This is a genomic window from Haloarcula laminariae (assembly GCF_025457605.1).
In the GTDB taxonomy this organism is placed as follows: domain Archaea; phylum Halobacteriota; class Halobacteria; order Halobacteriales; family Haloarculaceae; genus Haloarcula; species Haloarcula laminariae.
In genome coordinates, this window is the sequence record NZ_JAMZFY010000001.1 from 228,937 (window position 1) to 246,481 (window position 17,545).

25 protein-coding genes are annotated in these 17,545 nt (G+C 66.4%); 11 read left to right on the forward strand and 14 right to left on the reverse strand.

Annotated elements, in window-relative coordinates; genetic code table 11:
• Positions 1–67: 67 nt before the first annotated feature.
• Together NJQ98_RS01150 and NJQ98_RS01155 are read left to right on the forward strand one after the other, a co-directional pair.
• Positions 68–226, forward strand: a complete 159-nt coding sequence (locus NJQ98_RS01150) for a DUF7563 family protein (RefSeq protein WP_262174787.1) — start codon at positions 68–70, stop codon at positions 224–226.
• A gap of 122 nt (positions 227–348) precedes the next feature.
• On the forward strand, positions 349–2,190 hold the full coding sequence (locus NJQ98_RS01155; RefSeq protein ID WP_262174789.1) for a UvrD-helicase domain-containing protein: 1,842 nt from the start codon (positions 349–351) through the stop codon (positions 2,188–2,190).
• On the opposite strand, the gene NJQ98_RS01160 is transcribed toward NJQ98_RS01155, so the two are convergent.
• Positions 2,191–2,436 carry a DUF7533 family protein gene (locus tag NJQ98_RS01160; protein WP_262174791.1) on the reverse strand — a complete coding sequence of 82 codons (246 nt, stop codon included), beginning with the start codon at positions 2,434–2,436 and terminating at the stop codon, positions 2,191–2,193.
• 151 nt (positions 2,437–2,587) lie between these two features.
• On the opposite strand from NJQ98_RS01160, the gene NJQ98_RS01165 reads away from it, so the two are divergent.
• On the forward strand, positions 2,588–3,079 hold the full coding sequence (locus NJQ98_RS01165; protein WP_262174794.1) for a metallophosphoesterase: 492 nt from the start codon (positions 2,588–2,590) through the stop codon (positions 3,077–3,079).
• 4 nt (positions 3,080–3,083) lie between these two features.
• On the opposite strand, the gene azf is transcribed toward NJQ98_RS01165, so the two are convergent.
• The gene (gene azf / locus NJQ98_RS01170; protein WP_262174798.1) at positions 3,084–3,857 is read right to left on the reverse strand and encodes an NAD-dependent glucose-6-phosphate dehydrogenase Azf; all 774 of its coding nucleotides are present in this window, start codon (positions 3,855–3,857) and stop codon (positions 3,084–3,086) included.
• A gap of 116 nt (positions 3,858–3,973) precedes the next feature.
• On the opposite strand from azf, the gene NJQ98_RS01175 reads away from it, so the two are divergent.
• The 3 genes from NJQ98_RS01175 (at position 3,974) to NJQ98_RS01185 (ending at position 5,973) form a co-directional block, all read left to right on the forward strand.
• Positions 3,974–4,324, forward strand: a complete 351-nt coding sequence (locus tag NJQ98_RS01175; protein WP_262174801.1) for a dihydroneopterin aldolase family protein — start codon at positions 3,974–3,976, stop codon at positions 4,322–4,324.
• Between the two features lie 39 nt (positions 4,325–4,363).
• A complete protein-coding gene (locus NJQ98_RS01180) occupies positions 4,364–5,428 on the forward strand; it encodes a DUF7544 domain-containing protein (RefSeq protein ID WP_262174805.1) in 1,065 nt (354 codons plus the stop codon).
• Between the two features lie 104 nt (positions 5,429–5,532).
• Positions 5,533–5,973: a DUF5790 family protein gene (locus NJQ98_RS01185; protein ID WP_262174807.1), complete on the forward strand. Its 441-nt coding sequence runs from the start codon at positions 5,533–5,535 to the stop codon at positions 5,971–5,973.
• Here the strand turns inward: NJQ98_RS01185 and NJQ98_RS01190 are convergent, their stop codons facing one another.
• On the reverse strand, positions 5,974–6,681 hold the full coding sequence (locus tag NJQ98_RS01190; protein WP_262174809.1) for a creatininase family protein: 708 nt from the start codon (positions 6,679–6,681) through the stop codon (positions 5,974–5,976). It lies immediately after the preceding gene.
• 195 nt (positions 6,682–6,876) lie between these two features.
• Complete coding sequence (locus tag NJQ98_RS01195; RefSeq protein WP_262174812.1) at positions 6,877–7,515, reverse strand: NAD(P)-dependent oxidoreductase; 639 nt, start codon at positions 7,513–7,515, stop codon at positions 6,877–6,879.
• A gap of 347 nt (positions 7,516–7,862) precedes the next feature.
• Between NJQ98_RS01195 and NJQ98_RS01200 the strand changes: the two genes are divergently transcribed.
• Positions 7,863–8,000, forward strand: coding sequence for a hypothetical protein (locus NJQ98_RS01200; protein WP_262174814.1), 138 nt, complete (start codon positions 7,863–7,865; stop codon positions 7,998–8,000).
• On the opposite strand, the gene NJQ98_RS01205 is transcribed toward NJQ98_RS01200, so the two are convergent.
• Both NJQ98_RS01205 and gap read right to left on the reverse strand, forming a co-directional pair.
• A complete protein-coding gene (locus tag NJQ98_RS01205; RefSeq protein WP_262174815.1) occupies positions 7,997–9,199 on the reverse strand; it encodes a phosphoglycerate kinase in 1,203 nt (400 codons plus the stop codon). The two genes, NJQ98_RS01200 and NJQ98_RS01205, sit on opposite strands and share 4 nt — an antisense overlap.
• A 111-nt stretch (positions 9,200–9,310) precedes the next feature.
• A complete protein-coding gene (gap, locus tag NJQ98_RS01210) occupies positions 9,311–10,318 on the reverse strand; it encodes a type I glyceraldehyde-3-phosphate dehydrogenase (RefSeq protein WP_262174817.1) in 1,008 nt (335 codons plus the stop codon).
• A 189-nt stretch (positions 10,319–10,507) separates the two neighbouring features.
• Between gap and NJQ98_RS01215 the strand changes: the two genes are divergently transcribed.
• Positions 10,508–10,891 carry an Hsp20/alpha crystallin family protein gene (locus tag NJQ98_RS01215; protein WP_262174819.1) on the forward strand — a complete coding sequence of 128 codons (384 nt, stop codon included), beginning with the start codon at positions 10,508–10,510 and terminating at the stop codon, positions 10,889–10,891.
• An 18-nt stretch (positions 10,892–10,909) separates the two neighbouring features.
• Here NJQ98_RS01215 and NJQ98_RS01220 read toward each other — a convergent pair whose 3' ends face one another.
• Positions 10,910–11,773: an ATP-grasp domain-containing protein gene (locus NJQ98_RS01220; protein WP_262174822.1), complete on the reverse strand. Its 864-nt coding sequence runs from the start codon at positions 11,771–11,773 to the stop codon at positions 10,910–10,912.
• A 618-nt stretch (positions 11,774–12,391) separates the two neighbouring features.
• Positions 12,392–12,925: a 50S ribosomal protein L16 gene (locus NJQ98_RS01225; RefSeq protein WP_262174824.1), complete on the reverse strand. Its 534-nt coding sequence runs from the start codon at positions 12,923–12,925 to the stop codon at positions 12,392–12,394.
• A 175-nt stretch (positions 12,926–13,100) separates the two neighbouring features.
• On the opposite strand from NJQ98_RS01225, the gene NJQ98_RS01230 reads away from it, so the two are divergent.
• Positions 13,101–14,150 (forward strand): glutathione S-transferase family protein, encoded by a 1,050-nt coding sequence (locus tag NJQ98_RS01230; RefSeq protein WP_262174827.1) that lies wholly within the window; start codon positions 13,101–13,103, stop codon positions 14,148–14,150.
• Here NJQ98_RS01230 and NJQ98_RS01235 read toward each other — a convergent pair.
• Positions 14,147–14,869: a nucleotidyltransferase family protein gene (locus tag NJQ98_RS01235; protein ID WP_262174830.1), complete on the reverse strand. Its 723-nt coding sequence runs from the start codon at positions 14,867–14,869 to the stop codon at positions 14,147–14,149. The genes NJQ98_RS01230 and NJQ98_RS01235 overlap by 4 nt on opposite strands.
• Before the next feature lie 72 nt (positions 14,870–14,941).
• On the opposite strand from NJQ98_RS01235, the gene NJQ98_RS01240 reads away from it, so the two are divergent.
• Complete coding sequence (locus NJQ98_RS01240; RefSeq protein ID WP_262174832.1) at positions 14,942–15,682, forward strand: DUF429 domain-containing protein; 741 nt, start codon at positions 14,942–14,944, stop codon at positions 15,680–15,682.
• A gap of 68 nt (positions 15,683–15,750) precedes the next feature.
• Here NJQ98_RS01240 and NJQ98_RS01245 read toward each other — a convergent pair whose 3' ends face one another.
• From NJQ98_RS01245 to NJQ98_RS01260, 4 genes are read right to left on the reverse strand one after another with little or no spacing between them, the layout of a single operon-like run.
• Entirely contained in the window at positions 15,751–15,945 is a 195-nt protein-coding gene (locus NJQ98_RS01245; RefSeq protein ID WP_220589504.1) for a cold-shock protein, read from the reverse strand.
• Positions 15,946–15,947: 2 nt separating this feature from the next.
• Positions 15,948–16,142, reverse strand: coding sequence for a cold-shock protein (locus NJQ98_RS01250; RefSeq protein ID WP_220589504.1), 195 nt, complete (start codon positions 16,140–16,142; stop codon positions 15,948–15,950).
• Positions 16,143–16,144: 2 nt separating this feature from the next.
• Complete coding sequence (locus tag NJQ98_RS01255; RefSeq protein ID WP_220589504.1) at positions 16,145–16,339, reverse strand: cold-shock protein; 195 nt, start codon at positions 16,337–16,339, stop codon at positions 16,145–16,147.
• A gap of 2 nt (positions 16,340–16,341) precedes the next feature.
• A complete protein-coding gene (locus NJQ98_RS01260; protein WP_004515390.1) occupies positions 16,342–16,536 on the reverse strand; it encodes a cold-shock protein in 195 nt (64 codons plus the stop codon).
• A 164-nt stretch (positions 16,537–16,700) separates the two neighbouring features.
• On the opposite strand from NJQ98_RS01260, the gene NJQ98_RS01265 reads away from it, so the two are divergent.
• Positions 16,701–17,210 carry a hypothetical protein gene (locus NJQ98_RS01265; RefSeq protein WP_262174841.1) on the forward strand — a complete coding sequence of 170 codons (510 nt, stop codon included), beginning with the start codon at positions 16,701–16,703 and terminating at the stop codon, positions 17,208–17,210.
• Positions 17,211–17,221: 11 nt separating this feature from the next.
• Here the strand turns inward: NJQ98_RS01265 and NJQ98_RS01270 are convergent, their stop codons facing one another.
• Positions 17,222–17,485, reverse strand: a complete 264-nt coding sequence (locus NJQ98_RS01270; RefSeq protein WP_262174843.1) for a hypothetical protein — start codon at positions 17,483–17,485, stop codon at positions 17,222–17,224.
• Positions 17,486–17,545 lie beyond the last annotated feature (60 nt).

Here is a 17,545-nt window from a genome sequence, read left to right on the forward strand (position 1 = left end):
TTATATATTGGCTGACAGCAATCACTCGGTAGATGCTGTCCGCTACCGCGACAGTATCGGAGAGAGGATGCCAGAGTGCCAGAACTGTGGGTCCTTCGTAACGAAGGACTACGTCCGCGTGTTCACGCCGTCCGACACTGACGGCCCCCGGGTCTGTCCCGCCTGCGAGGACATGATCCGTGACGGGGCGGAGATACGGGAGGCGCGCTCGCCACGGCAGCCGTAGCACCGCCGGACAGCCGCGTCTCGGACGACTGTCAGCGCGTTCGGGCTGGCTGTGTACGACCGAGAGCCGACCGTTTTTCCAAAACACGTTGTTTATTGGGGCGGCCCCCTAGTATGTGTGCAATGACTGATTCGACCACCGAGGTTGTCCGCCTGTTCGGTGGGCCGGGGAGCGGGAAAACGACTGCTCTGCTGGACCGCGTCGAGGAGTTGCTCGAAGACGAGACTGTCGACTTCCGTGACGTGCTCGTGGTCTCGTATACGCGTGCGGCGGCCGCCGAGATACGCGAACGGCTGGCCGAACGGCTCGACGTGACCCCCCGCGCTCTCCAGGGGAACGTCTGTACGATGCACGCGAAGGCCTACGAGCTGCTCGACCTCTCGCGGGGCGACGTGGTCGGCGAGAGCGACAAGGAGGAGTTCTGCGACCAGTTCGGCATCGACTTCGAGGACGAGTACGAAGGCTCGCGGCGACGGTCGGCCCGCTCGACGACCCTCGGCAACAAGATCATCGCGACGAGCCAGTGGCTCCAGCGCACCCGCCGCGACGTGGCCGACTGGTACGACGTGCCCTTCAAGTGGGACGACGAGGAGGTCCGGCTCCCGCCCGAAATCGACGACAACGCCCAGACCGGCAACAAGTACACCCCGACGTGGCCCACCGACGACGACCGCGTCGACGTGCCCGAAGCCATTCGGGGGTGGCGGACCTACAAGGGCGACAACGACGTCATCGGCTTTGCCGACATGCTCGAACGGGTCGCCCAGCGCTCCCTGCTCCCCAACGTCGACTACCTCATCATCGACGAGTTCCAGGACATCACGACGCTGCAGTACGACGTCTACGAGGAGTGGAAACCCCACATGGAGCGGGTCCTCATCGCCGGCGACGACGACCAGGTCGTCTACGCCTGGCAGGGCGCCGACCCGGACCTCCTGCTCGAAGAGACGGTCACCACCGACGAGATTCTCCCCAACTCCTACCGGCTCCCCTCCCGCATCCTGAACGTCGTCAACCGCGAGGTGCGCCACATCGAGAAGCGCCAGGAGAAAGACCTCAACCCCCGCAAGGAGGGCGGCCGCGTCGAGGCGGTCCGGAACCCCTCGATGTTCGACCTCGCTCGCAACGTCATCGGCACCGTCGACCAGTCCGACGAGACCGTGATGGTCCTCTTCCGGGCGCGCTACCAGATGTTCCAGTTCATCGACGAGTTCATCGACGAGGGGATTCCCTTCTCCTGTCTGACCGACCAGCGGATGTGGACGGACCGGCTGAGCCAGTACGTCGCCGCCGTCGAGGCCGTCGAGAACGACGAGCCACTCTCCGTGCTGGAGGCCCGCCGCCTCGCCGACATGCTCGCGGATTCGGCCTTCGGCACCGGCGAACGCGACGACCTCTTCGACGCCTTAGAGGACATCGAGGAGGCACACGATGCCGACGACATCGCCGAAATCGAGATCGAACCCGACGTCGTCACCGAACACGTCCCCTTCGCCCCCGACCCGGCCTCCGCGAGCGACATGCTCCGGAAGGTCACCAACTTCCAGGAGCGCTCCGTGGGCGCGTACTTCGCCGGCGACTACCGGGGGATGGAGCCGGACCGCGTCCGCCTGGGCACCATCCACTCCGCGAAGGGCCGCGAGGCCGACCACGTCTTCGTCGGCACCGACCTCACCGAGAAGGTCGTCGAGCAGATGGCCGCCACGGTCGAGCAAAACGGCATCGAGGTCCCCGAGGTCGACGAGTTCACCAAACACACCAGCCCCGTCCCCACGCTGACCGACAACGAACGGCGGGTCTTCTACGTCGGGATGTCACGCGCCCGGGAACGCCTCGTCCTCATGGAGAACCTCGTCGACGGCGCGCCGACGCTTCCCATCGACGTGTTGCTGGAGAACAAACCGAGCGACCGCTCCATCGACGAGCTCCTCGACGAGGCCGGCGAGACCATCACCGCCGACTGATTACTCCTCTTTCGACTCCTCGGTCTCGACGATGTTCCCGACCGTCTTCTCAGCCACCTTCCCCGGGATGTCCGTCGGCGTCGTGAGATACTGCTCGATGACCACCAGCCCGACCGCGATACCGACGTAGGCGACGCCCGCGAACAGTTCCCCGCGGACGAGATGTTCCGCGCCGAACAGCGCTATCGGGATGGCGAGCATCAGCGTGGCCGCCAGTCCGATGGTTTCGAGGATTCCCCGTGCCATGGCTAGGGACTGGTCGGTGCGGGTCAAAAGGGTCGCGGGTCGCAGCCAGCGGCCGTCGGCGGCGGAGCGGACCGCGCTGGTCCCGACAGTTCCAGTCGCCCACTCACGACCGAGGAGTACGTTCTTATCCTCGGACACAGAACACCGACCCATGCTGGTCGGTATCGTCTCGGACACGCACGACAACGGGGCACAGGTCGAGGCGGCGGTCGAGACGTTCGAAGAGAGGGACGTCGAGGCGGTCGTCCACTGCGGCGATTTCGTCGCACCGTTCTCCGTGACGCCGTTCGACGGCGACTGGGAGTTCTACGCCGTTCGCGGGAACAACGACGGCGAGTGGGCCGTCGAGGCCACCGTCGAGGAGTTCGGCACGTACATGGGCGAGATGGGCGAGCTGACCCTCGACGGACAGGAGGTCGCCGTCTACCACGGCACCAGAGGCGCCATCGTCGACGCCCTGGTCGAGTGTGGCACCTACGACTACGTCTTCCACGGCCACACCCACGAAGCGGGCACCGAAGCGTACGAGGGAACGGTGCGGGTCAACCCCGGGGGCATCTCGATTCCGCCGGCGCCGGGCGCGTTCTCGGTGGCGACGCTGGAGACGGGAAGCGAAGAACTAGCGTTTCACGAACTGGGGTAGAAGCTCAAACGTCCGGCTCGACGACCCGCTCGTCGCCCTCGAAGTGCGCGGAGTTGTCCTGTGGACGGTAGTTCAGGACCTCTTTGGCGCGGTCGATGGAGTAGTACTTGCGGTCGTTGTCCGAGATTCCGTAGACGGTCTCGTACTCGTAGTCGGCCTCCAGCGCGCACTGGTGGATGTGGGCGCAGTCGGGGTAGGAGAGCCACATCGCCTGCCCGCGCTCGTAGTCGATGGGCGGGTGGCCCCGCGTGAGGTTGCCGATGCGGATGTTACACACCTTGATGCCGTACTTGTCGTGGTAGTACCGACCGAGCACCTCGCCGGTCGCTTTGGAGACGCCGTAGAGGTTCCCGGGGCGGGGGAACTCCGTCCCGTCGAGGCGGAAGTCGTCGTCCGGCCGGTACATGTCGGGCTTGCGGTCCTCGGTCTCGAAGGAGCCGACGGCGTGGTTCGAGGAGGCGAAGACGAACTTCTCGACGCCCGCATCGACGGCGGCCTCGTAGAGCTTCTGTGTGCCGTCGATGTTGTTCGACAGCACCGAGTCCCACGGGGCCTCGGGCCGGGGGTCGCCTGCGAGGTGGATGACCGCGCCGACGCCCTCGACGGCCTCCCTGACGTCGTCCGGGTTGTCGACGTCGCCGATGAGATACTCGTGGTTGGGCTGCTCTGCGGGCGGATTGTGGAACATCAGCTTCCAGTAGTACTCCTCTTCGAGGCCCTCGAGGATGGCCTCCCCGACCGCGCCGCCCGCACCTGTGAGTAGAACCGGGTCGTCCATTCGTATTGAGTGGATAGGTATGACACAATAGGTAGCTTGCGGTTCGGGTATGTTCAACCGCGCCGGCGGGCCCGGGAGCGCGGCCTTCTTATCGCGGGCCCGCCCAGGGTACCGGTATGGACCCCACGTCACCGCAGGTCGCCTGCTTCGAGGCCGGCATCAAGTTCGGGTCGCTCTACCACCAGTTCGCCGGGACGCCGGTGAGCCCCGACAGCGCCGACTCGCTGGCCGCGGCCATGGAGGAGTCAATCGAGAACCAGCCCCACTGCGAGGCCGTGACCGTCGAAATCCGCGAGGAGCCCCTTCGGGCGGCTATCGCGGAGGCGGGCGCCGACTACACCGAGCTGACCGGGCGGTTTCTGGACGTCTCGATGACCATCGACTACGAGGGGTGTGTCGTCGAGACGAGCATGGCGATGGAGGACGGCTATCCGCTGATGCAGGTCGATTCGGTCGGGGCCCAATAGTACGAAAATTTTACACGTGCCCGCTGTGCAGTTACGGTGATGTCCCTCCACGCGATTGACGATATCGGCGACGCGATAGACGCGACGAAGTCGCTCCTGTTACCATTTGCCGCCCGAACCTGGCTCAAACTGGCAGTCGTCGTCTTCTTCATCGGCGGCGGTGGCGGCGGGTTCAACGGGCTCCAGAACGCCGGGAACTTCGGCGGGCAGGACCAGCCGACCGACGGCGGGGCCGGCCAGCCGGTCTTCGACGGCGGAGCCCCGACGACGGTCGACGGGGTGATGAGTGCAATCAGCCCCGAGCTCCTCGTCATCCTCGGTGTCGTCTTCCTGCTCGTGTTGGTCTTCGGGCTCCTGAGCAACTTCATGGAGTTCGTCTTCGTCGAGTCGCTCGTCTCCCGCGAGGTCCATATCCGCCGGTACCTCCGCGAGAACGTCGGCAACGCCCTCCGGCTGTTCGGGTTCCGGCTGGTGGTCTCTCTGGTCTCGCTCCTGCTCGTCGTCGGGTTCCTCTACACCGTCTTCGTCACCGCCTTCGGCGGGAATTTCGACAACGTCACGACCACGGCGCTGTTCAGTGTCCTCCCCGTCGCTATCGCCTTCTTCGTCGTCCTCGGCATCCTCCAGGGGCTCATCACCGGCTTTACCACCGTCTTCGTCGTTCCGATGATGCTCACGGGCGACCGGGGAGTCGTCGGGAGCTGGAAGCGCCTCCTGGGGTCGATGCGGCGGAACGTCAAGCAGTATCTGGCCTATCTCGCCTTCTCCATCGTCCTGGGTATCGGCGTCGGTATCATCAGCAGCATCGCGAGCGTCATCGCCACGTTGCTCCTGGCCATCCCGTTCGTATTGCTGGGCGCCGTCGCCTGGTTCGGGCTCGGCGGCGGCACCATCGCGCTGGCGCTGCTCGCTATCGCCGTCGTGGCGTTTGTCCTCGTCCTGCTGCTTGCGACGACCCTCATCCAGGTGCCGCTGCAGGCGTTCCTGCGCTACTACGCGATGCTCGTGCTGGGCGATATCGAGGAGCCGCTGGACCCGCTTCCAGAAGTCCGTGCGGACATCCGTCCGGACGAGCCCGACGGGGCGGCGTCCGAACCTATCTGAGTCGGACCGTTTTCGGTTTCTCGAATTCGCTCCCGCTCACGTCGTGCGGTTTCACTTCCACTTTCAGGCGGGCTTTTAACCCACTCCCACGTCAAGTGGTACCTATGAGTCAGACCAGTCTGGACGACGACGAGCTGTTCGGCGAGGCCGCAACCGAGATGCGAAGCGACGTCGAGGCGTCCCTCGCGGCGGCCCGCGGGGCGCTCCCCGAGGCCGACGCCGTCTGGGACGTGGAGGCCGACAACACGCTTGGCGTGCTCAACGCGCTCAAGACGGCCCTGGACGTCGGCGACGCCGAGGACCACCTGCGGGACGCCAAGAAGTGGTACACCATGGGCGAACGCGCCGACGCCTTCGAGGACGCCGCCGACCTCGCCGAGGAAATAGAGACCGTCGCGGCCCTCATCGAGGACGTCGAGGACGCCCGCGAGCAGGTGGGCGACCTCACCGCGACGATTCCCCAGCTACGCAGTACGCTGGAGGAGTTCGAGGAGGAGGCGGCCGACGCGGAGGCCGACGCGGACGCCGAAGAGGCCGAAGCGTAGTCACCGCTCGGTCACGCGGTCGAGCAGCGTCGCCAGCGCCGCCGTCGCTTCGTCCAGCAGCGCCTCCCCCCGCTGGGCGCTCCCGTCTCCGGGGTCGCCCACACAGCCGTTCTCGCTGAACTCGCTACTGTCGTAGGCCAGGTTCACGCCGCTGACCCACTCCCCCCAGCCGTCGGCACCCTCGGCGGCGGCCTCGTCGAGGCGGTCCTCGCGGACCAGGTCGGGCCGTACCGCTTGCAGGAGGCTCGTCTCGACGGGTCCGCCGTGGCCCATGTCGGGCGCATCGACGGCGTCGAACCAGGTGAAGGCCCACGCGTCGGCGTCGTCGTGGCGGGTGATGCGGGCACAGACCTCCCGCAGCGGGTCGACGTTGCCGCCGTGGCCGTTGACGACGACCACGCGGGTCCAGCCGTGGTGGGCGAGGCTGTCGACGGTCTCGCGGACGTAGTCGCGGAAGGTGTCCTCGCTGACCCACAGCGTCCCCGAAAAATCGCGGTGTTCCTCCGCGACGCCGACCTGAATCGTCGGAGCGACGACGACCTCGCCGTCGTAGGCGGCTTCGGCGGCGTCGGCGACCGCCCGTGCGGTCAGCGAGTCGGTTCCCAGCGGGGCGTGTGGCCCGTGTTGTTCGGTGCTGCCGACCGGGAGCAAGGCGAGGTCGGTCTCCGCGGCCTCGGCGTCGGGCCACGTGGCATCGCGCAAGTGCATACGCCGACGTGGACGCGGGGACACACAAACGTGGGGGTCCCCAGCCGGACGCGGCGGTCCCGCGAACGGATGAGCCGCTCGTACTTGGCCGGCACACGCCGAACCCAGGCCGCAGGAACTCGCCCCAGTGCGGTCATCCGACGCGCTCCCCGCAGAGTGCCCGCAGCCTCGGCTCTCGCCGGGTTCAGCCCGCAATCAGTAGCCGGTCCCGAGGTAGGTGTAGACGGCGTTTGCCTCCTCGAGTTCGTCCACGAGCGCGATGGCGAAGTCCTCCATCGAGATGTAGCTGTCGCCGTCGTCGTCGGCCACGAGCTCGCGGTCGGCGGTCCGGTACTCGCCGGTCCGCTCGCCGGGCTCGATGAGTGCGGCGGGCGCGACGTACGTCCATTCGATGTCTTCGACCTCGCTGAGGCGGTCGTACGCGTCGATGGCCGCGCGGGCGACCGGCACCCACTCCTCGGGGAAGTCGTCCGTTTCGATGAGCAGCGTCTCCGGGCCCACCCTGAGTCCGCCCGCTCCGCCGGTCCAGACGAGCCTGTCGACGGCCGCGCGCCGGAGCCCCTCGATTACGGCGTCTATCATCTCCGTGAGCACCTCGGCCGGTTCGTCCTCGCCCGGACCGAGGGCCGAAACCACGGCGTCGTGGCCCGCGGCGAGCCTCGCTACGTCGTCGGGGTCGGTCGCGTCCCCGGCGACGGCGACGAACTCGTCGTCGTCGATTCCCTCGACTGTGCCGCTCCGGGAGACGCCCGTGACGGCGTGGCCACGGGAGAGGAGTTCGGCGGCAGTTCGCTGTCCGATTCGTCCGCTCGCACCGAGTAGCAGTACGTTCATTTTGTAAATGGGGTCGCTGATTGTCGGCACACGATACCGGGACGCCCGCTCGAACGGGGGTCACTTCGCCACGTCTGATTGTTACGCTTCCCCGTAATATAGTTCAGCGAACGTTCGCCTGACCACGTTACACTGATGTCACCGGGTGCGGCCCCTGCAGCGACATACGGGCCTATCGCTTTCCCGTAGCGTTCGCCGGTCAACGGCCGGCGGCGCTGATTTCCCCTGCCCGTTCGAACTGCTTCACGAACCTACCGGCGACAATCACCGATTGTTATTCGGACCCGTGTAAAGAATTGCCAATTATTGCCGGAAAAATTTTATCGCAGTCGGCCGTACACCGGTGTATGTCACACGAGCAGCCGGAGGCCGACTGGACCGCGCGCCACGCCCGCACGCGACCGACCGAGCGCGCGGGTTCGGTCGTTCGGGTCGAGAGCGCGACCGACGATTGGGCGCGCCGTCACAGCGAGACCGACCGCTAGCGCTTGAGAGCTTCGACGCCGGCGAGTTCGTCCCCGGTGAGCGCGCGGATGTACGCGCCGCCGGCGATGGAAACGTGGTCGAAGGAGTCCTCGCTCATCCCGTACATCGTGATGGCCCGGGACGTGTCGCCGCCGCCGACGACGGAGAAGCAGTCGGTCTCGGCGATGGCACGCAGGACGCTGACGGTCCCGGTCGAGAACTTCTCGTCCTCGAAGACGCCCAGCGCGCCCTTGACGAAGACGGCGTCCGAGTCACGGACCACGTCGGCGTAGTGCTCGGCGGTGTCGGTGCCGACGTCCATGACGCCCAGCCCCTTCTCCTCGACGTCCTCGACGTCGGCCTCGACGCGCTCGCCGTCCTCGGCGTAGGCCACGTCCGTCGCGACCGTTATCTGGTCGCCCCGCTCTTCGAGAATCTCCTCGATTATCTCGTGGTTCTCCTCCCACTGGCTGGTGTAGAGGTCCATGTCGCCGACGTCGTAGCCGATGGGGTACCCCTCCGCCCGGAGGAACAGCTGGCCGGCGATACCGCCAAGCAGGAAGTCGTCTATCTTGTCGCCGATGTGGTCGATGACGCCGATGACGTCCGTGGCCTTCGTCCCGCCCATGGCCATCGTCACCTGGCCGTCGAACTCCTTCTCGGCGATGGCGGTGTTTGCCTCGTACTCGGTCTCCATGACGCGGCCGGCGTAGGCGTCCATCACGAGCGGGAAGCCGACCAGCGAGGCGTGAGAGCGGTGGGCCGCCGAGTAGGCGTCGTTGACGTAGGCGTCGAACTCCGGCGCCAGCGTCTGGACGAACTCCGTCTCGGCTTTCACCTCGGGCTCCTCCTCGGGCAGTTCGCCGTCGGCCATCCGGGTGTTCTCCAGGACGAGCACGTCGCCGCCCGCCAGGTCGTCGATGGCGTCGAGGGCCTCGTCCCCGAAGGTGTCGGCCACGAAGTCGACGTCGTGGTCGACGTGGTCGGACAGAATCTCCGCGTGCTGGGAAAGGGAGAGGAAGTCGTCGTCGCCCGGGCGGCCCTGGTGGGCCATGACGGCGACGGCGAAGTCGCGGTCGATTAGCTCGCTGAGCGTCGTTGCGTGCCGACCAAAGCGGCGGTTGTCCTGTACCTCCCCGTCCTCGACCGGCGAGTTCAGGTCGAAGCGGACGAGGACTTGCTGTCCGTCGTCGAGGTCGTCGAGCGTCTGGAACGTCATACGCGAGACCTCTCCCGCCGCCCGTTTAACCGTTTCCGAGTCGCCCTATCCGCGATGGAAAAACACCATAGTTGGGACTCGATGGGCGAAAAAACGACAGAAACCGGCGGCCTAGTTCTCGGTGATGTACTCGGCGACGTCGAGCATGCGACACGAGAAGCCGTACTCGTTGTCGTACCAGGTGAGAATCTTCGTCAGGCCGTTGACGATGTTCGTCGAGTTCAGGTCGACCTGCGAGGAGTAGGGGTCACCGAGGATGTCCGAGGAGACGATCTCCTCGTCGGTGACGCCCAGCGTCCCCTCGAGCTCGCCCGATGCGGCGTCCTCGAAGGCGGCGTTGACCTCCTCCTCGGTCACGTCGTCCTCGAGGTCGACGACCAGCTCGGTGATGGAGCCGTTCGGGACCGGGACGCGGATGGCCATCCCGTCGAGCTTCCCCTCAAGCTGGGGGAGGACCTCGGTTGCCGCCTGTGCGGCGCCCGTCGAGGTCGGGATGATGTTCTCCGCCGCGGCGCGGCGCCGGCGGGGCTTGCTGTTGGGGCCGTCCATCAGGTTCTGGGAGCCGGTGTAGGCGTGGACGGTCGTCAGCTGGCCAGACTCGATGCCGAACGCGTCGTCCAGCACCTTCGCGACCGGCGTGATGGAGTTCGTCGTACAGGAGGCGTTCGAGACGACGTCCTCGCCGTCGTACTCGTCCTCGTTGACCCCGTAGACGATTTGCTTGACCTCCTTGTCGCCTTTCGGCGGGGCGGAGATGAGCACCTTGTCGGCGCCCGCTTCGAGGTGCTGGGCGGCGTCGTCGTAGGTGCGGAAGATGCCGGTCGCCTCGAAGGCGACGTCGACGTCGAGCTCGTCCCACGGCAGCTCTGTGGGGTCGGTCTCGTGGAAGACGCCGGCCTCGAAGTCCGTCCCGTCGACGCTCAGGACGCCGTCCTCGACGCCCGCTCCGGGCAGTTCGCCCATGACGGTGTCGTACTTGGCGAAGTAGTCGATCTCGCTGTCGTCCATCACGTCGTTGATACCGACGATCTCGACGTTGTCGTTGTCCAGCGAAGCGCGCATTACGTTGCGGCCGATACGGCCGAAGCCGTTCAGGCCGACGCGGACTGGGTCACTCATTCCTCTAGTGAAGCGCCGACCCGGAGTAAAGAGTTTTCGGAGTTAACTCGGTTCCGAATTGTATTTTCCCCTCTCATGTATCGTCCAGAAGGTGTGCCGGCTGCCGCTGTACCCGCCGACGGCCGCCCCGGCGGCGGGCCGTGTCCGTCAGAAGGCTTTTGAGACAGTCGCACATACCACCCGCTACTGATGAGACGGGACGACGACGACCCCTTCGACGAGTTCTTCCGGGAGATAGAGCGGATGATGGACGAGATGATGGGCTCGGAAGGGGACGTCCACATCGACCGCGATGGGCCCGCCGACGGCGGTGACCTCCACGTCGACGTTCACGAGACCGACGAGCACGTCCGCGTCGTCGCCGACATCCCCGGCGTCGAGAAGGACGGCATCGACCTGAAATGCGACGGGAGCGTCCTCACCATCGACGCCGGCACGCACAACCGCGAGTACCACGAGCGGCTCACCCTCCCCAGCCGCGTCGACGAGCACTCCGCCTCGGCAACCTACAACAACGGCGTCCTCGAAGTCACCTTCGACCGCGAGGACGAGTCCGCCGACATCGAGCTGTAAGGTCCCGTCGACGCTGTTTTACCCGTTCGCTGTCGCCCGAACCAGCGCCGCCACTCCGTCCCAGAACCCCGCCTCGTACTTCGTCGCGCTGTCGATGGTCGGCCGTGCGTTGGTCTCGTTGACCACCGTCCGGTCGTCGGTCACGAGCAGGTCGACGCCGAGGTAGTCGATATCGAGGGCGTCGGCGGCCCGCTCGGCCAGCCGCCGGAGGTCGTCGGGCAGGTCGACCCCCTCGGCGACCGCGCCCCGGTGGACGTTGTGCTTCCAGCGGCCGCGCTCGCGGGCGTCGGTCGGCAACCGTCGCTCGACCGCGCCGACGTACTCGCCACCGACGACCATCGCCCGGTAGTCGCGGGCGCCGGGGAGGAACTCCTGGACGAGGAAGGAGCGGTCGCCGGTCGCCCGGTAGTCGTGGACCAGGTCGAGGTAGTCGGCGATGCCCAGGAAGGAATCCAGGTCCCGGGCCGTCGTCACGCCGACGCCGCGGGTCGTGGAGTTGGGCTTGACCACGACCGGCGGGTCCAGCGCCTCGTAGGCCGCGACCAGCTCGGACTCGTCGGCCGGGTTCGACACCATGACGCTCTCGGGGACCGGCACGTCCGCCCGGCCCAGCCGGGCCAGCACGTCGGCCTTGTTGCGCGACCGGAGGACGGCCTCGCGGCCGTTGACCCACGGCACGGAGAGCATGGCGTCGGCGACCCCGCCCTCCATCATCCGCGACGGGTAGACAAAGCCCACGTCGTAGTCGTCGTAGGGACTCCCCGCGAGGGGAATCGCGCGCTCGGTTGTGGCGACGTGACCGACCTCGATGCCCCGGTCGGCCAGGGGCTCGCGCATGCGCTCGTAGGTCTCGCTGTTCGTGGCGACCGCGAGCCGTAGCATACCCGCCCGTTCGCTCGGACGGACAAAAGTGTACGGTCGGCCGACGCAGTATGATCGGGTCCGATTCTGTAGCTGTCGAGAGAGCAGTGCCCACTGTCACTGATGACTACCGCTGGAAAGCCCTCACCCGCTCGCGGTCGCTGGCCGACATATCTCGCTCGCTGCGCTCGCTCGACAGGGGTCGCCCAGCGACCGCCACCGGGCTCGCCCTTTCAGTCCACCAGGGACAGTAATATGCGCGACAGAGCACTCACGTATCACTCGCCAATCTCTACGGCTCACTCCGTTAACCGCTCCGTCGCGAGGAATCTCCTTACGGTCCATTCCTCGCCTTCCCCGGTCGCTCGCATCTGCGAGCGACACGCGTTTTGAGTATCAGTAGCGACTGCTGTGGCCGGGAGCGCGTTTCATCGCGCGACGACGGGGAAGGGCAGGCCTGCCTGCGCGAAGACAAGCTAGTCAGCAAGAAACGTCCGGCGGCGTAGCCGCCGGTTCGACCGCAGCGCGCGGACCGCCACGCGGCGAAGCCGCGTGAAGGGAGCACGCCGCGGTTTTCCCCAAGTTTTCACACGACGGAGGGCGCCGTAGGCGCCCGACGGAGTTGCAAAAAGTGGGAGCTCAGGAAATGAGGAGCTCTTCGCCCTTTTCGACCTTGATGCGACAGGCGGGCGTGATCTTGTTGTACGCACGGCGGAACGCCTCCTTGACGTGGTCGGCGTCCTCGACGTTGCAGTAGGCGGTAAAGAGCTGCTCGCCGGCCTGCATCCGGGCGGCGGTGCCGACAATCTTCCCGAAGGCGGCCCGCATCCCGTCGGAGACACGGTCGGCGCCGGCGCCGGTCGCCTGCTTGTTCTCGCGCAGGACCTGGTGGGGGAACTTCCGCAGGGTCATGCGGTAGTCACCCTCCTCGCCGATGGTCTTGATGAGGTGGCGGTTCGCGGAGAGGCGCGAGGCCTCCAGCGAGCCGTGACGGAGCTGGACCTCTTCCTCGACGATGAGGCTGATCTGGACGGGGTACTCGTCCTTGTCTTTGGTCTTGCGACCCATCTCGTGCTGTGCGATCTTCGAACCGGGGATGCCCGTGATGTACTCGCGCCGGGTGTAGGACGGCTTGTCGATGTCCCGGTACATCGAGGCTGGTTTGTCGGACATAGGTACTCTTGGTGGAGACGTGGCCGAGCGTCGGGATAAGAGCTTCGAAGGGCCGACGAACGGATGTGTCGGGGTGACATGGCCCCCGATTGGGGCAGCTGCGGCGCTCTGACCGGTAACGCGCGTGTAACCTCGCTTGGGTGTTTATGCCGGTCGGGCGCGAAGAGCGGGTATCATGAACATGCTCGTCGACGGCGAATGGCGGACAGACGCGTATCAGAGTACGAACGAGGACGGGGAGTTCGACCGACAGGAGACCAGTTTCCGCGACCGAATCAGGGCGTCGCCACGCGACGCCGAACAGTCGAGCGGCGACGAGCCGCGAGACGAGGACGACCCCGACGCCCGGTTCCAGCCCGAGGCCGGCCGCTATCACCTCTACGTCTCGAAGGCCTGCCCGTGGGCCCACCGCACGCTCCTCGTTCGGGCGCTGAAAGGGCTGGAAGACGCCATCAGCGTCGACGTGGTCGACCCGTTCCGCGACGAGGGCGGCTGGCAGTTCACGCCCGAGAAGGCCGGCTGCACCGAGGACTCGCTGTACGGCTCCGACTACCTCCGGGAGCTGTACGTCGAGGCCGACCCCGACATGACCGGCCGCGTGACGGTGCCGGTCCTGTGGGACAAGCAGGAGGAGACCATCGTCAACAACGAGTCCAAGGAGATTCTCCGGATGCTCGACACCGAGTTCGACGGTGTGGCCGAACACGACGTCGACCTCTACCCGGAGGGGTACCGAGAGGAGGTCGACCGCATCATCGAGGACATCTACGAGCCCATCAACAACGGCGTCTATCGCTCGGGCTTTGCCGACACGCAGACGGCCTACGATAACGCCGTCTCGGAGCTGTTCGACGCGCTGGACCACTGGGACCAGGTCCTCGAAGACCAGCGCTACCTCGCCGGGGACCGCCTCACCGAGGCGGACATCTGCATGTTCACCACGCTTGTTCGCTTCGACGAGGTGTACCACACCCACTTCATGTGCAACCACAAGCTCATCCGCGAGTACGACAACCTCTGGCCCTACCTGCGTGACCTCTACCAGACGCCGGGCGTCGCCGGGACGGTGAACATGGACCACATCAAAGAGCACTACTACACCACCCACCCCGACGTGAGTCCCAAGCGCATCGTCCCGATGGGGCCCGACCCCGACTTCGAGGCGCCCCACGACCGCGACGAGCTACCGGGTGAACCGCCCGCGGACCTGCTCGCGACGGCCTAATCCGTCGCGTCGTTCGCTAGCTTCTCCGCGACCAGTTCTCTATCTCCCGGCTCGTTGACGTTGTGACACCACCCCGTCAGCTCGACGGTCTCGACGCGGTGGCCCCGGCCCACCAGGTCGTCGATGGCGTCGGTAATCTCGTACTCGCCGCGCGCTGAGGGAGCGATGCGGTCGAGCGCGGGGCCGATTTCGGGCCCGAAGGCGTAGAACCCCCGATTGACGAGCGTCGATGGCGGGTCGTCCGGTTTCTCGACCAGTCCCACCACGCGCCCGTGGTCGTCGGTCTCGACGACGCCCGTCGTTTCGGCTTGCCCCCGCGCGACGGACTCGACCAGCAGCGTCGCCGCGGCGGCGGTCTCCCGATGGCGCTCGACCACGCTGTCCAGGTTCGCCCGGCAGACGTTGTCGCCGTTCATGACGACGAACGGCGCTTCGACGGCTGGCATCGCCTGCCGGAGCGCGTGGGCCGTCCCCAACTGCTCGGCCTGCTCGACGTATTCGACAGGGGTGTCGCGGTAGCTGTCGCCGTAGTGGGCGACGATATCGTCGCCTCGGTAGCCGACCACGACCGCGAGACGGTCGACGCCGACCGACAGCAGCGCGTCGAAGGCGTACGAGAGCAGCGGCCGGCCGGCGACCGTGACGAGGGCCTTCGGCTGCTGGGCCGTCAGCGGGCGCAGCCGCGTCCCCTCACCGGCGGCCAGAACGACGCCGTCCATAGGTGGGTCGTCGGTCGCCACCCTCAAAATGGCCGGGTCAGATTTTTGCGCCCGCGCCACCGATACCCGACGATGGTCGAGGACCGCTACGTTGGCGTCGCGTACCGTGACGGGTCGTGGCTGGCAGTGACGTTCACCGAGGCCGGCTACGAGGAGACGACCGTCTTCGACGGTATCGGCGACTGCTGGGCGGCCTACGAGGAGGCGGCGCGCCTGATTCTGGTCGACGTTCCAATCGGGCTCGTCGAGTCCGGTGACCCCGTCCGCCGGTGTGACGCGCTCGCCCGCGACCTGTTGGGACCGCGCAGGGGGGCCGTGTTCGACCCCCCGGTCCGGGAGGCGACCCGAAAGCGGCGCTACTCGGCGGCGAACCGGGTCCACGAGCGCAAGGCCGACGCGGCGCTCTCGGCGGCGGCCTTCGAGCGCAGCGACGCCATCGCGATGTGTGACGAACTGCTCGCGGAGGTCCCCGAGGCCGCCGCGGTCGTCCGCAGCGCCCATCCGGAGCTCTGCTTTCGGGCCTTCGCGGGCGCGCCGCTGGAACACGATACGACGACCGCCGCGGGTTACGCCGAGCGGATGCGGACGCTCGCCGGGCGGGACCGCGACGCGCCGCCGGTCGTCCAGAGGGTGGCCGAGGCGACCGCGGGACACGCCGTGCCCGTGGCCGCGGTGCTCGATGCCGTGGTACTCGCGTATACGGCCGCGCCCGGCGGCGGCGAGCTACGGACGCTGCCCGCCGAGGCGCCGACCGACGGCAGCGGCCGCCCGATGGAACTGGTCTACCGGGCGGGCGCGCCGCTGGTCGGGTGAGAATACAGCCGTGGTGACGGGACCGTCACTCGGGTGTGTATAAACTGACTGCAGACAGAAAGCCCGTCTTACAGTCGCTCGAGGTTGGTCGCTCGCGGACCCTTGTCCGCTTGCTCGATGTCGAACTCGACTTCCTGACCCTCTTCGAGGTCAGGGCCGCCGACATCTTCCATGTGGAAGAAGACGTCCTCGTCTTCCTCGTCAGTGTCGATGAAGCCGTAGCCGCCGGTGTCGTTGAAGAAATCGACTTTGCCTTTCGCCATCGTTAGAGACGCTCCAGGTTGGTCGCTCGCGGACCCTTGTCCGCTTGCTCGATGTCGAACTCGACTTCCTGACCTTCTTCGAGGTCCGGACCGCCGACATCCTCCATGTGGAAGAAGACGTCCTCGTCTTCCTCGTCAGTGTCGATGAAGCCGTAGCCGCCGGTGTCATTGAAGAAATCGACTTTGCCTTTCGCCATCGTTAGAGACGCTCCAGGTTGGTCGCTCGCGGACCCTTGTCCGCCTGCTCGATGTCGAATTCGACTTCCTGACCCTCTTCGAGGTCAGGGCCGCCGACATCCTCCATGTGGAAGAAGACGTCCTCGTCTTCCTCGTCAGTGTCGATGAAACCGTAGCCGCCGGTGTCGTTGAAGAAATCGACTTTACCTTTCGCCATCGTTAGAGCCTCGTGACGTTGTTGGCTCGCGGACCCTTGTCCGCCTGCTCGATGTCGAATTCGAGCTCCTGTCCTTCCTCGAGGTCCGGGCCGCCGATGTCTTCCATGTGGAAGAAGACGTCCTCGTCCGCGTCCTCAGTATCGATGAAACCGTAACCGCCAGTGTCGTTGAAGAAATCAACCGTTCCTTTCGCCATTGCAACCAAAGAGAGGCCGGGATGACGGATAACAGTGTCGGTACAGTGTGAACCCCGAAAATCCGATAACCGCTAGACAGCGGCTGTGTGCTGTGTGATACGAACCACCAAGGGGTGGGTTCGGAGTCCCACCGTTCTTGGGACTCGGGGGTGACAGTGTCCGTATGTTGCGTCGACTCCGCGAGAACGGCCCAGTCGTGCTCGTCCCGCTGGCGTGGACCTTCGCGACCGCCGCACATCTGGACCTGCTCGCCCGTCGAACCGTCCTCATCGCTCATCTGGTGATGGTCGCCATCATCGCGGCCTTCACCGTCCTCTCCTGGCGGGAGATGACGGCGGGCGTCCTGCTGGTGTGGCGCCGCGTCCTCGTGGCCGGACTCGCGCTCACGCTCGTCGGGACGGCCGCGCTGCTTGTCGAGCCGCCGGTAGGCCCGCTGCTATCGGTGACTGTCGTCGGGTGGATGCTCGTCCCAGCGGCCGGTCTCGTCGCGACCGGGCGGCGAATCGACCGGCGCCCGCGGGCCTATACGGGCGGCGGCGCGCTGAGCGCCGCCGGGGCCGCCATCTACGTCGGCGGCGTGGTCGGAACCGTTCCGGGGCTCGTCCTCGCCGGGCTGACTGTGACAACCGTCGGCCAGACAGCCGGCATCGTCGCCGCGGTCTACGATTACTAGCCCTGCGACGTTCAGAACGAGGCCAGTCCCTGCTTGAACTTCCGGATGATGTCCTTCTGCTGGAGGTAGCTCGCGGCCGCGAGCATCGTCGGCGCCCAGAGCCCGACGAAGATGCCGGTCTGTTTCTCGCCCCTGATGTAGAAGTTGTACCAGGAGAACAACACCGAGGCGGCCGCGGCGGCCGCGATGGGGTCGCCCGCGGACATCGGCGTCGAGTCCGCCACCTCGTCTATCTTCTCCCGTGCGTTCGCGTCGTCCTGCTGGAGCACTGACATTGCGTTCGGACAAGGCGCGGCGTTTGCCTCGTCGTGGTGCCTGCAACTGCGGCCAGTTTA